The following is an 11,963-nucleotide window of genomic DNA, read 5'->3' on the forward strand; positions in this document are numbered from 1 at the left end:
TCAGTACTTCAGCAGGTCTGCGTCGTCGACGGATACAGAACGCCGAGATCGGAAGATGATCATGATGATTGCCAGGCCGACGACAACTTCGGCCGCAGCGACCACCATCGTGAAGAAGGCGAAGATCTGGCCGTCCAGATTGCCGTGCATGCGCGCGAAGGTCACGAACGCCAGGTTGGCTGCGTTGAGCATCAATTCGATACACATGAACACCACGATGGCGTTGCGGCGCAGGAGGACTCCTGCAGCTCCGATCGTGAACAACAGGACGGACAGATACAGATAGTTCTCGGGATTCATCGCTGAGTCTCCTCACCGGTGCTCGGATCCGGGGAACGTGGAGTGAGCGCGCTGCTGACAGAGAGCGTCGAGAACGTTCCGTCCGGCAACAAGGCCGGCATGTCCACTGCGTTGTGACGTGCGTACACGCCGGGACTGGGGAGTGGAGTGGCCGAGCCCTTTTCGGGATTGTCTTCATCGCTGCCCAGGTACGCGAATCGTTGCTGCGAGAGTTCGCGTTGGCTGAGTGTGGCTCCGATCTTCTCCCGGTGTGCGAGCATCATTGCGCCGAGTGTCGCCGTGATCAGCAGTGCACCGGTCAGTTCGAAGGCCCAGACGTAGCGGATGAAGATGAGATCGGCGAGTGCGTCGATGTTGCCCTGGTCGAGTCCGGTGAATCCGGTGAAGCCCGAGATCGACGCATTTCCGAGGCCGCCGATAAGGAGTAGCCCGAATCCCACGCCGATCACGATCGCGCTGACTCGTTGTCCGCGTAGCGTTTCGACCAGGGAGTCCGAAGAATCCACGCCCACCAGCATCAGGACGAACAAGAACAACATCATCACCGCGCCGGTATAGACGACGATCTGGACGACACCCAGGAACAGTGCGCCCTGGACGATGTAGAACACGGCCAGGATGATCATCGTCATCGCAAGGAAGAGTGCAGAGTAGACGGCCTTGGGCGCGGCGACGACACCCAAAGCGCTGATCACCGCAAGGGTTCCGAGGATCCAGAACTGCACCGCCTCGCCGGTGGAGGTCGATGTCATCGTTCCCTCCGCCAGGATCGTGGTCGTGACCGCCGCGATCATTTCTCGGTCTCCGGGTTCGGCTCTCGCTCGGATACTGCTTGTTCGGGTGCTGCTTGTTCGGGTACTGCTGTGATGTCGCCGCGGTAGTAGTCGTCCTGAGTTGTGCCGGGACGCAGCGCGTGTGGTGGCGCTGTCATGTCGGGTTTCAGGGGCGCGAGCAGTCGGTCCTTCTCGTAGATCAATCCAGCTCGATTGTCGTCGACCATCTCGTACTCGTTGGTCATCGTGAGGGCCCGAGTGGGGCAGGCCTCGACGCAGAGGCCGCAGCCGATGCACCGCAGGTAGTTGATCTGATATACCTGCCCGTAGCGCTCACCGGGGGAGAACCGTTCTTCTTCGGTGTTGTCAGCACCCTCGACATAGATCGCGTCGGCGGGGCAGGCCCAGGCACACAGTTCGCAACCGATGCACTTCTCGAGTCCGTCCGCATACCGGTTGAGTTGATGGCGACCGTGGTATCCGGGCGCGGTGGGGCGCTTCTCCTCCGGATAGAACTCGGTCTCGGGTTTCTTGAACATGGTCGAGAGCGTCACTCCGAAACCCGCGATAGGTCCGAGGAATTCAGGCATGGGAGTCCTCCGATGTGTCGGAAACATCTGTGCGTCGCGGCGGTGGCACGTTCTGACCAGGCAGTTTTTGACCAGGCAGTTTTTGACCAGGCAGTTTTTGACCAGGCAGCGGTGGAACCGGGAAGCCGCCCGACATTGGATCGAAAGGCAAGGTCCCCGAAGCGGTGACCAACGCGGCAGTTCGGCGTCGGCCGCGGTAGGTCCCGGCCAACACGATCAGGAGCGCAGCTCCGAGAACCAGTGCGACGCAGAGAAGTACGACCCAGGTGTTGTAGCCCTCGTTGCGGAACGCACGAACGGTCGCGATCACCATCACCCATACCAAAGCTGCTGGGATCAAAACCTTCCAGCCGAGATTCATGAACTGGTCGTAGCGCAATCGAGGAAGCGTGCTGCGCAACCAGATGAAGACGAAGAGGAAGCCCCACACTTTCGCGACAAACCACAGCACCGGCCACCAACCGGAATTGGCGCCGTCCCAAAGATTGAACGGGAACGGTGCGTGCCACCCGCCCAGAAACAGCGTGGTGGCCAGAGCGGACACCGTCACCATGTTCACGTACTCGGCCAGCATGAACATCGCGAACTTGAGGGAGGAGTACTCGGTGTGGAACCCACCTACCAGCTCACCCTCGGCCTCGGGAAGGTCGAAGGGAGCCCTGTTGGTTTCGCCGACCATGGCTGTCACGTAGATCAGGAAGGACGGCAGGAGGAGAAAGACGTACCAGGCTCCCTGTTGGGCGTCGACGATGCCGGACGTGGACATCGTGCCGGCGTAGAGGAAAACGGCAGCGAAAGACAGGCCCATCGCTACCTCGTACGAGATGACCTGAGCGGTCGATCGAAGTGCGCCCAGTAGGGGATACGTCGATCCCGAAGACCAGCCGGCAAGGACGATCCCGTACACACCGATAGAAGTGACGGCCAGGATGTACAGAACGCCGACCGGTAGATCGGTCAGTTGCAGGGGTGACCGGGTTCCGAAAATCGACACCTGTGGACCGAACGGGATGACAGCAAACGCCATGAAGGCGGGCACGACCGCGATGACGGGCGCGAGGAGGTAAATCGGTTTGTCGGCGCCGGTCGGTGTGATGCCCTCCTTGAGGGCGAGCTTGATTCCGTCAGCGAGGCTCTGGAGCATTCCACGGGGGCCGACCCGGTTCGGTCCGACACGCATCTGCATGCGTGCCATGACCTTTCGTTCCGCGTAGATCGCCACCAGCGGGGTGAGTACGAGGAACACGAAGATTGCGAGAGCCTTGCCGATCACCAACCACCACGGGTCGTGCCCGAACGCCGACAGGTCGACCGGAGCTGCGACCGTCCCGTACTCGTGGGTGTTCATTGCGCTCCCGCCTTCGCAATCTTCACCACGGACCCCGCGGTGACGCAGAGCGTTTCGTAGATCGTGCTACCCGGTGAATTGAGCGGGAGCCAGACTGTTCGAGGCGGGAGGTCGGTGATCTCCAACGGTAATGTGATGGAACCGGATTCAGTCGACACCGCAACGTGATCGCCGTTGTCGGCGCCGATCTCGGCAGCGGTCTCGGCCGACAAACGCACGAGCGACGGCCGTGCCGTACCCGCCAGGTTGGGCTCGCCGTCTTGCAATCGGCCGTTGTCGAGCAACATTCGCCAACTCGACAACACTGCCTCGCCCAGTGCCGGTGTGGGCATGGTGCCTGACGGGACCTGAGGCGAGGTGGGGCGCGATCCGGACCAAGCGCCGAGGCGGTGTATCTCCGAGCGTGCGGAATCTGCGTCGGGTAGGCCCAGATCGATGCCCATCTCGGCTGCGATCGCGTGGAGAACGCGCTGATCCGGCATTACTCCTGTCGTTCTCAACGCGGTGTCGAACACGCGCTCGCGGCCTTCCCAGTCGAGGAAGGTTCCGGGCTTCTCGGCGACCGGTGCCACCGGGAAGACGACGTCGGCGAGTTCGGTGACTCCGCTGTGACGGATCTCCAAACTCACAACGAACCCTGCGGCTTCGATCGCGGCCCTTGCCCTCGCCGGGTTCGGGAGATCACTCAACTCGACGCCGCCGACAAGAAGCGCAGCAGTCGTCTGCCCCGGATCCAGCAGACTCGCGGCGTCGCGACCGTCGGATGCCGGGATGGAGGCCCCCCACACTGATTCCACCTCCTGACGTGCTGCCGGGTCCGCAACGGGGCGTCCGCCGGGAAGCAATCCCGGTAGCGCGCCGGCCTCGACGGCGCCGCGATCACCAGCGCGGCGTGGTACCCAGGCCAAAGAAGCTCCCGTCGATTCGGCGAGTCGCAGCGCCGCGGCGAAGCCGCCTGCTACCGCACTCAGTCGCTCACCCAGCAGGATCACAGCACCGGGCTGCCGGAGGAGCTGACCCTCCTCACTGCCGGGGTGGGACAACGAATCCATCAGAGCTGCTTCACTTCCGGGAACGGTCCGAAGTAGACCACCGCCCATCTTCTGCAGGCCGCGCGTAGCGAATGGCGCGCTGGAGAGCACCGTCGTCTTGCCGAAACGTGCGGCCTTGCGCAGTCGCAGGAAGATGATCGGTGACTCTTCCTCGGGCTCGAGAGCTACCAGCAACGCGGTCGGGGCAGATTCGAGGTCCTGGTACGTCACCGACCCTTCAAGTGTGCGGCCCGCGACGTGAGCTGAGAGGAAATCTTCCTCTTCGGCTGAGTGAGCGCGGATTCGGAAGTCGATGTTGTTGGTAGCGAGAGCAACTCGCGCGAACTTACCGTAGGCGTAGGCGTCCTCCAAGGTAGAGCGTCCGCCGACGAGTACGCCTGCGTCACCGCGGGCCTGCGCGAAGGATCGCGCAACGAGGTCGAGTGCCATGGGCCACGACGCCGGAATCAATTCGCCGTCAGCATTGCGGATCAGGGGAGTGGTGATCCGATCACCTTGGGTCGTGTACGTGAGAGCGAAGCGCCCCTTGTCGCAGTTCCATTCCTCGTTGACGTCGGGGTCGTCCCCGGCGAGACGACGGAGAACCTTTCCGCGACGGTGGTCGGTGCGCTGAGCACATCCGTCGGCGCAGTGTTCACACACGCTGGGGCTGGACACCAGATCGAACGGTCGCGCCCGGAATCGGTATGCCGTACTGGTGAGCGCGCCGACCGGGCAAACCTGGATGGTGTTGCCCGAGAAGTAGGACTCGAAGGGCTCGTTGGCGTAGATCCCGACCTGTTGAAGCGCGCCGCGCTCGAGGAGATCGATGAACGGGTCGCCGGCGATCTGACTCGAGAATCGCGTGCACCTGGCGCAGAGGACACAACGCTCGCGGTCGAGGAGGATCTCGGACGAGAGGGGGATCGGCTTGGGGTAGGTCCTTTTCTCCTCACCGAACCGGGATTCGGTGCGACCGGTCGACATCGCCTGGTTCTGGAGCGGACACTCGCCGCCCTTGTCGCACACGGGGCAGTCCAGAGGGTGGTTGATGAGCAGGAGTTCCATCACCCCGCGTTGCGCCTTCTCGGCCACAGGCGACGTGAGCTGTGTGGTGACGACCATTCCGTCCGCAACCGGTGTCGTGCAGGACGCCACCGGCTTGCGTTGACCTTCGACTTCCACGATGCACTGGCGGCAAGCACCGACCGGGTCCAATAGAGGATGATCGCAGAACCGCGGAATCTGGGTGCCGATCATCTCCGCAGCGCGAATGATCAACGTGCCCTGGGGGACCTGGAGTTCCCGGCCGTCGATGGTGAGGGTGACGAGATCAATCGGCGGTGCCGCATCGGTTCCAGTGGTGGCGTCGGCTGCAGTCATGAGACGAACGCTCCTGTCGCGAGAACGGACCGGTGAGGATCGAACGGGCATCCGTTCCCGTCGAAATGCGCTACGTATTCCTCGCGGAAGTACTTCAAGGAAGACATGATCGGGCTGGTCGCTCCATCACCCAACGCGCAGAAGGACTTTCCGAGGATCGTGTCCGAGATATCGAGAAGTTTGGTGAGATCGGCCTCGGTTCCTGTTCCCCCTTCGAGCCGACGCAGGATCTGCACCAGCCAGTACGTGCCCTCGCGGCACGGCGTGCATTTACCGCAGGATTCGTGAGCGTAGAACTCGGTCCATCGCAACACCGCACGCACGATGCAGGTTGTCTCGTCGAATATCTGCAAGGCCTTGGTACCGAGCATGGATCCCGCGGCGCCGACGCCCTCGTAGTCGAGTGGGACATCGAGATGTTCGTCGGTGAAGATCGGTGTCGAGGATCCGCCGGGAGTCCAGAATTTGAGGGTGTGTCCAGCGCGGACCCCGCCTGCGTATTCGAGCAGCTCGCGCAAGGTGATCCCGAGTTCAGCCTCGTACTGGCCGGGGGTGGTGACATGACCCGAGAGCGAATACAGCGTGAATCCCGGTGACTTCTCACTTCCCATCGACCGGAACCACTCCGGGCCGCCCAGGACGATCGACGGAACACTCGCGATGGACTCGACGTTGTTGACGACGGTCGGGCAGGCATAGAGACCGGCGACAGCGGGGAACGGCGGCCGCAGTCGAGGCTGACCGCGTCGTCCCTCCAACGAATCGAGGAGGGCCGTCTCTTCCCCACAGATATAGGCGCCGGCTCCGGCATGGACGACGAGATCCAGATCGAAACCCGAACCGAGGACGTTGCGGCCCAGATATCCGGCCGCGTAAGCCTCGGCGACAGCGGTCTGCAGGCGTCGCAGAACCGGGACAACCTCACCTCTGACGTAGATGAACGCCTTCGCTGCTCGAATTGCGTACGCCGCGATGATCACTCCCTCCACCAACGTGTGTGGGGTCGCCATCATCAACGGCATGTCCTTGCATGTGCCCGGTTCGGACTCGTCGGCATTGACGACGAGGTAGTGAGGCTTGCCGTCTCCTGGCTTGTCTTCGGAGACCTGGGGGATGAAGCTCCACTTGAGGCCTGTCGGGAAGCCCGCGCCGCCACGTCCGCGCAGGCCCGCGTCCTTGACGGTTTCGATCACGGCGTCGGGGGGCGTGGCCAGCGCTTTGCGCAGCGCCTGGTAGCCGTCGCGGCGAAGGTAGCTGTCGAGGGTCCATGAATTCGGTTGATCCCAGTATCGACTCAGGACGGGGGCGAGTGTCATGTCACTTCCCTTCGCCGGGAGCGTCGGCCGCGGAAGCCGAGCCGGGTGGATTGTCGTCGAGAGATCGGCTGATACGTAGTCCGGCAAGAGTTGCATCGCCGACGGTCTGTGCTTCGGCTGCCTCGATTCGCGTATCCGGAAAACCAGCCAGAGTGCGCGCAGTCTGCCGGAACGAGCACAGCGTGGCACCGCGATCGGGTGTCACGCGCTCTCCGGCGCGGAGCGCATCGACGAGTGAGCGCGCCGATTCCGGGGTCTGATTGTCGAAGAACTCCCAGTTGATCATCATGACGGGGGCGTAGTCGCACGCCGCATTGCACTCGATGTGTTCGAGGGTGATCTTACCGTCGGACGTCGAGATGGAGTGTCCACCTTCATCTCTGGAGCCTGTCGAGCCCAGGTGCTCTTCGAGTGCCGCGAGGATGTCGTCGCCGCCCATGATCGCGCACAGCGTGTTGGTGCAGACTCCGACCAGATACTCACCCGTCGGCCCCCGGCGATACATGGAGTAGAAGGTGGAAACTGCGGCGACCTCGGCGCCCGTCAAACCCAGCTTGGCACTGCAGAAATCGATCCCGGCCGGGGTGATGTACCCGTCCTCGGATTGCACGAGATGAAGGAGCGGCAAGAGGGCGGATCGACTGGTGGTCGCGGCGGCGTCAGGCTCACGGTAGCGAGCGATGACGGTTTCGGCGTCGGCGTCGAGTCGGGCCAGTACGTCGGGTGGATAGCTCGATCGTGCGCCAGGGCGTACCAATTGCGTGGGCTCCTCCGGGCGCGGCCCGAGTTCGATGAACACGCGTGACGAGCCGTTCGGGCCGGTCATCGGTCCACTCCGCCCATGACGGGATCGATACTGGCAACCGAAGCGATCACGTCGGACACCATGCCTCCCTCACACATCGCGGCTACTGCCTGAAGGTTGGTGAACGACGGGTCCCGGAAATGGACGCGGTACGGCCGGGTTCCCCCGTCGCTGACCATGTGCACCCCCAGTTCGCCACGCGGAGACTCGACGGCGACGTACACCTGACCTGGCGGCACGCGGATACCCTCGGTGACCAGTTTGAAATGGTGAATCAGACCTTCCATGGAGGACTCCATGATCTTGGCGATGTGCTTCTGCGAGTTGCCGAGGCCATCCGGTCCCACAGCGAGATCGGCAGGCCAGGCGATCTTCTTGTCGTCCACCATGACCGGGCCCGGTTGTAGCTTGTCGAGGCACTGCTCCACGATCTTGAGGGACTCCTTCATCTCCTCGACGCGGATGACGTACCTTCCGTAGCAATCGGATCCGTCGTGTGTCACTACGTCGAACTCGTAGTTCTCGTAGCCGCAGTACGGCTGCGCTCGACGCTGATCGTGGGGGAGACCTGTGGCGCGAAGGACCGGACCCGTCACCCCGAGCGCCATACAGCCGGTGAGATCGAGATATCCGATTCCCTGGGTACGTGCTTTCCAGATGGAGTTGTCGCTGAGCATCAGTTCGACGTCACGTAACCGTTTCGGTAGGACCTTCAACAATTCCCGAACCTTCGCGACCGACCCGTCGGGTAGATCCTGAGCGAGACCACCAGGCCTGATGTAGGCGTGATTCATCCGCAGTCCGGTGATCGTCTCGAACACGTCCAGAATCAATTCGCGTTCGCGGAATCCGAACAGCATCGCCGTTACGGCGCCCAGTTCCATTCCGCCGGTCGCCAGGGCCACGAGATGTGAGGAGATCCGATTGAGTTCCATCATCATCACGCGAATGACGGTGGCTCGCTCAGGAATGTCGTCGGTGATGTCGAGAAGTTTCTCGACTCCGAGGCAGTACGCGGTTTCGTTGAAGAACGGTGACAGGTAGTCCATTCGAGTAACGAAAGTGACGCCTTGCGTCCAGTTCCGGAATTCGAGATTCTTCTCGATTCCGGTGTGCAGGTAGCCGATTCCACATCGAGCTTCCACGACCGTCTCACCCTCGATCTCGAGAATGAGGCGCAAGACCCCGTGAGTGGACGGATGCTGCGGGCCCATGTTGACCACGATCCGTTCCGCCTCGCCGGTTCGCTGGCGGGCGGCCGCGGTGACGATGTCGTCCCAGTCCTGACCCGATGCCGTGACGACGGTTTCCGTCGTGGCACCGGAGTTGCTTCCTGTCGTCTCGTTCATCAGTTGTACGACCTACGCTCGTCGGGAGGCGGAGTCTGGGCGCCCTTGTACTCGACCGGGATACCGCCGAGCGGATAGTCCTTCCGCTGGGGGTGGCCTTTCCAGTCGTCGGGCATCTCGATGCGGGTCAGGGCCGGATGACCGTCGAAGACGATCCCGAAGAAGTCGTACGTCTCGCGTTCATGCCAGTCATTGGTCGGGTAGATCCCGACGATCGACGGAATATGCGGATCGGAATCCGGCACAGATACTTCCAGCCTGATTCGGCGGTTGTGCGTAATCGAGGCAAGTGGATACACGGCGTGCAGTTCACGACCGGTGTCCTGCGGGTAGTGCACTCCGTCGACACCCAGGCAGAGCTCGAAGCGAAGGTCCGGTTCGTCGCGCAGTCTTCGCGCAACCTGCGGCAAGTGGGAGCGTTCGACGTGCAGCGTCATCTCGTCTCGAAAGATCACCACACGCTCTACTGCAGCGGTGAAAGTGCCACCCGCGCTGCTCAATGCCGCGTCCAACGAATCCGCGACTGCATCGAAATAACCGCCGAAGGGTCGAGAAGCCTTGTCCTCTAGAGAGATCGGAGGGGCAAGCCTGCTGTAGCCCGAGGTGTCGCCAGTGCCGCGGACCCCGAACATCCCTCTCGCGCCGGTGTTACCCGAGGTCATCGCAGCAGCCCCTTCATGTCGATGGTGGGGGTGGATGCCAGTGCGGCGCGCTCGGCTGCCGCGCGTGCCTCTTCGCGGTTCACGCCGAGGGGCATTTCCTGGATCTTTCGGTGCAGTTCGATGATCGCGTTCAGGAGCATCTCCGGCCGCGGCGGACAGCCGGGCAAGTAGATGTCGACCGGCACGATGTGGTCGACGCCCTGAACCACTGCGTAGTTGTTGAACATTCCGCCGGACGACGCGCATACACCCATGGCCAGAACCCATTTCGGCTCGGCCATCTGGTCGTAGACCTGACGAAGTACCGGGCCCATCTTTTGACTGACCCGCCCGGCCACGATCAGAAGGTCTGCCTGTCGCGGCGACGCGCGGAATGCCTCCATACCGAACCGCGCCAGGTCGAAGCGACCCGACGTGGTTGCCATCATCTCGATGGCGCAGCACGCGAGCCCGAAGGTGGCAGGCCACAGTGATCCTTTGCGGGCATAACCTGCCAGGCCCTCGACCGTGGTCAGTAGAAATCCGCTGGGGAGCTTTTCTTCGAGACCCATATCCGACTCTTTTCAGTCGTAACAGCTGCGGTGTGACCGGTTTTGTCTGACTCGTGTGTGCTGTTCCTGTGTTCGCTGAGCTAGTCCCAACCGAGACCGCCTCGTCGCCATTCGTATGCGTATGCCACCGAGACGTTGACTATGAAAAGGCCCATCGCCGCGAGGCCGAACAAACCGAGCGAATCGAAATGCACCGCCCACGGATAGAGGAAAACGATCTCGATGTCGAAGATGATGAACAGCATTGCCGTCAGATAGAACTTGACGGGAAACCGTCCGCCACCAGCGGTACGGGGTGCCGGTTCGATTCCGCATTCGTAGGCTTCGAGTTTCGCCCTGTTGTACCGCTTCGGGCCGACCACGGACGCGAGAACAACCGACACCACAGCGAAGGCCATCGCGATGACCCCGAGAACGAGAATGGGGATGTAAGCGTTCATCTCACCCGAACTCCTCTCCGCTGTGCGGATGTCCGCCTAGCCCGAAGGTGCCGTTAACCCGAAGGTGCCGTTAACCCGAAGGTGCCGTTCGATTTCGATACTGCCAGCAATTCGACACTTATGTGACCTGCGACACCCACACTAGGGGAGGCCTCCGACATTGGGTTGATTTTCGAGGTGCCGAGTTTCGCTCTCGAAAGTCCGAAGTAGTCGGCGCCGCAACGAATCACCGCTGCAACGGGTGCTCACCGGCTCAGTTGCCGACGCAGAAGTGCGATGACGGTGGAAGAGAGTTCCATCGGATCTATCGGCTGCGGCACTGAGGCTTCCGCTCGCGACCACGACGCCAGCCACGCATCGTCGGGTCGACCGGTCAGTACGAGGATCGGCGGACAGTCGACGATCTCGTCCTTGAGTTGTTTCGCGACGCCCATGCCGCCCGCCGGACTCGCCTCGCCGTCGAGGATGGCGAGATCGATTCCGCCGGCATCGAGCTTGTCGACGACGATCGGCGCGGTCGCGACCTCGACGTAGTCGATGGTGGGCATCGAAGGATGTGGGCGCTCTCCGAGAGCGAGCCGAACTTGCTCGCGGGTGTGTGCGTCGTCGCTGTAGACGAGGATGCGCACGGGTGCCATGGAGTTGGGCTCTGCGGTCTCGGCGGACACGCGGCCGACGTTACTCCGGGCGGTCCACGGCTACCGGCGAATGTTCAACATCGGCAAGAACTTCCGAGAAATCGCAGCTGGGCTTCACAGCAAACGGCCCCTACCCGGCGATGAACGCCGAAGTAAGGGCCGCCTGAATTGCGTGTGCGCTCAGAAGTTTTCGACGAACTTCGTCAGGCCCTTGCTTGCAGTTTCCAGGGCCGTCTTCTGCGCCTTCTTCACCAGGAAGCCCGGCAGCGGGATCTTGGGATCGATGGTCAGTTCGAAGGTGACCTTGGTTCCACCGTCGGTGGGAGTCAAGACGTACGAGCCGTCCTGCTGGTTCTGCTGGCCGCTCTCGACGAGTGTCCAGGTCACCTTGTCGTCGCCCTCGAAGGTGTAGTCGACTACCTGCTCGTCGTTGATTCCCAGAATGGACACGGCCATGCGAACGCGATGGGGGCGACCGTCGTCGTGGGTGCTCTCGATGGTGATCTTCTTGTGCGCAGACGACCACTCCGGCAGCCGATCGACTGCAGCTACGGCCTTCATCACCGTCGCCGGATCAGCCTTGATCTCGAATTCCTTGACGCCCGAAACGGCCATACGGCAAAACCCCTTAATGTCTGACGACGGTAACCACGAAAGTCCGACGACTGCTAACTGGCTGAGCTTAGCGTTAGTGCCAATCGACTGTGACCTCGGGTAAGTCTCGATGAGCTATCATCGACAGCAGGCTTACGCTTGCGGTCCATCAGAGAGGACGTC

At 62.1% G+C, this 11,963-nt stretch carries 13 protein-coding genes; all 13 read right to left on the reverse strand.

Annotated elements, in window-relative coordinates; genetic code table 11:
* The 13 genes from nuoK to AC3WQS_RS09755 all read right to left on the reverse strand — a co-directional run bounded on the left by nuoK (position 1) and on the right by AC3WQS_RS09755 (position 11,801).
* The gene (nuoK, locus tag AC3WQS_RS09695; protein WP_003942238.1) at positions 1-300 is read right to left on the reverse strand and encodes an NADH-quinone oxidoreductase subunit NuoK; all 300 of its coding nucleotides are present in this window, start codon (positions 298-300) and stop codon (positions 1-3) included.
* Positions 297-1,094 carry an NADH-quinone oxidoreductase subunit J gene (locus tag AC3WQS_RS09700; protein ID WP_020907504.1) on the reverse strand — a complete coding sequence of 266 codons (798 nt, stop codon included), beginning with the start codon at positions 1,092-1,094 and terminating at the stop codon, positions 297-299. The genes nuoK and AC3WQS_RS09700 overlap by 4 nt, the downstream gene beginning before the upstream one ends.
* Positions 1,091-1,663: an NADH-quinone oxidoreductase subunit NuoI gene (gene nuoI, locus AC3WQS_RS09705; RefSeq protein ID WP_021333589.1), complete on the reverse strand. Its 573-nt coding sequence runs from the start codon at positions 1,661-1,663 to the stop codon at positions 1,091-1,093. The genes AC3WQS_RS09700 and nuoI overlap by 4 nt, the downstream gene beginning before the upstream one ends.
* On the reverse strand, positions 1,656-3,011 hold the full coding sequence (nuoH, locus tag AC3WQS_RS09710) for an NADH-quinone oxidoreductase subunit NuoH (RefSeq protein ID WP_021333590.1): 1,356 nt from the start codon (positions 3,009-3,011) through the stop codon (positions 1,656-1,658). Before nuoH ends, nuoI begins: the two co-directional genes overlap by 8 nt.
* A complete protein-coding gene (locus AC3WQS_RS09715; protein WP_492712468.1) occupies positions 3,008-5,425 on the reverse strand; it encodes an NADH-quinone oxidoreductase subunit G in 2,418 nt (805 codons plus the stop codon). The genes nuoH and AC3WQS_RS09715 overlap by 4 nt, the downstream gene beginning before the upstream one ends.
* The gene (gene nuoF, locus AC3WQS_RS09720; protein ID WP_019748171.1) at positions 5,422-6,741 is read right to left on the reverse strand and encodes an NADH-quinone oxidoreductase subunit NuoF; all 1,320 of its coding nucleotides are present in this window, start codon (positions 6,739-6,741) and stop codon (positions 5,422-5,424) included. The genes AC3WQS_RS09715 and nuoF overlap by 4 nt, the downstream gene beginning before the upstream one ends.
* 1 nt (position 6,742) lies before the next feature.
* Positions 6,743-7,567, reverse strand: a complete 825-nt coding sequence (nuoE, locus tag AC3WQS_RS09725) for an NADH-quinone oxidoreductase subunit NuoE (RefSeq protein WP_020969458.1) — start codon at positions 7,565-7,567, stop codon at positions 6,743-6,745.
* Positions 7,564-8,895, reverse strand: coding sequence for an NADH dehydrogenase (quinone) subunit D (nuoD, locus tag AC3WQS_RS09730; protein ID WP_019748173.1), 1,332 nt, complete (start codon positions 8,893-8,895; stop codon positions 7,564-7,566). Before nuoD ends, nuoE begins: the two co-directional genes overlap by 4 nt.
* Positions 8,895-9,557, reverse strand: coding sequence for an NADH-quinone oxidoreductase subunit C (locus AC3WQS_RS09735; protein WP_019748174.1), 663 nt, complete (start codon positions 9,555-9,557; stop codon positions 8,895-8,897). The genes nuoD and AC3WQS_RS09735 overlap by 1 nt, the downstream gene beginning before the upstream one ends.
* Complete coding sequence (locus AC3WQS_RS09740; RefSeq protein WP_003942234.1) at positions 9,554-10,108, reverse strand: NuoB/complex I 20 kDa subunit family protein; 555 nt, start codon at positions 10,106-10,108, stop codon at positions 9,554-9,556. The genes AC3WQS_RS09735 and AC3WQS_RS09740 overlap by 4 nt, the downstream gene beginning before the upstream one ends.
* 80 nt (positions 10,109-10,188) lie before the next feature.
* Entirely contained in the window at positions 10,189-10,548 is a 360-nt protein-coding gene (locus AC3WQS_RS09745) for an NADH-quinone oxidoreductase subunit A (protein ID WP_003942165.1), read from the reverse strand.
* 245 nt (positions 10,549-10,793) lie between these two features.
* Positions 10,794-11,186, reverse strand: a complete 393-nt coding sequence (locus AC3WQS_RS09750) for an Rv3143 family two-component system response regulator (protein WP_044480360.1) — start codon at positions 11,184-11,186, stop codon at positions 10,794-10,796.
* Between the two features lie 180 nt (positions 11,187-11,366).
* Entirely contained in the window at positions 11,367-11,801 is a 435-nt protein-coding gene (locus AC3WQS_RS09755; RefSeq protein ID WP_019748176.1) for an SRPBCC family protein, read from the reverse strand.
* Between the last annotated feature and the right edge of the window lie 162 nt (positions 11,802-11,963).

The organism is Rhodococcus sp. FW305-130 (assembly GCF_058788335.1).

Coding starts and splice junctions, on each gene's coding strand:
- nuoK (WP_003942238.1), bottom strand. CDS start 300: ATGAATCCCGAGAACTATCTGTATCTGTCCGTCCTGTTGTTCACGATC.
- AC3WQS_RS09700 (WP_020907504.1), bottom strand. CDS start 1,094: ATGATCGCGGCGGTCACGACCACGATCCTGGCGGAGGGAACGATGACA.
- nuoI (WP_021333589.1), bottom strand. CDS start 1,663: ATGCCTGAATTCCTCGGACCTATCGCGGGTTTCGGAGTGACGCTCTCG.
- nuoH (WP_021333590.1), bottom strand. CDS start 3,011: ATGAACACCCACGAGTACGGGACGGTCGCAGCTCCGGTCGACCTGTCG.
- AC3WQS_RS09715 (WP_492712468.1), bottom strand. CDS start 5,425: ATGACTGCAGCCGACGCCACCACTGGAACCGATGCGGCACCGCCGATT.
- nuoF (WP_019748171.1), bottom strand. CDS start 6,741: ATGACACTCGCCCCCGTCCTGAGTCGATACTGGGATCAACCGAATTCA.
- nuoE (WP_020969458.1), bottom strand. CDS start 7,567: ATGACCGGCCCGAACGGCTCGTCACGCGTGTTCATCGAACTCGGGCCG.
- nuoD (WP_019748173.1), bottom strand. CDS start 8,895: ATGAACGAGACGACAGGAAGCAACTCCGGTGCCACGACGGAAACCGTC.
- AC3WQS_RS09735 (WP_019748174.1), bottom strand. CDS start 9,557: ATGACCTCGGGTAACACCGGCGCGAGAGGGATGTTCGGGGTCCGCGGC.
- AC3WQS_RS09740 (WP_003942234.1), bottom strand. CDS start 10,108: ATGGGTCTCGAAGAAAAGCTCCCCAGCGGATTTCTACTGACCACGGTC.
- AC3WQS_RS09745 (WP_003942165.1), bottom strand. CDS start 10,548: ATGAACGCTTACATCCCCATTCTCGTTCTCGGGGTCATCGCGATGGCC.
- AC3WQS_RS09750 (WP_044480360.1), bottom strand. CDS start 11,186: ATGGCACCCGTGCGCATCCTCGTCTACAGCGACGACGCACACACCCGC.
- AC3WQS_RS09755 (WP_019748176.1), bottom strand. CDS start 11,801: ATGGCCGTTTCGGGCGTCAAGGAATTCGAGATCAAGGCTGATCCGGCG.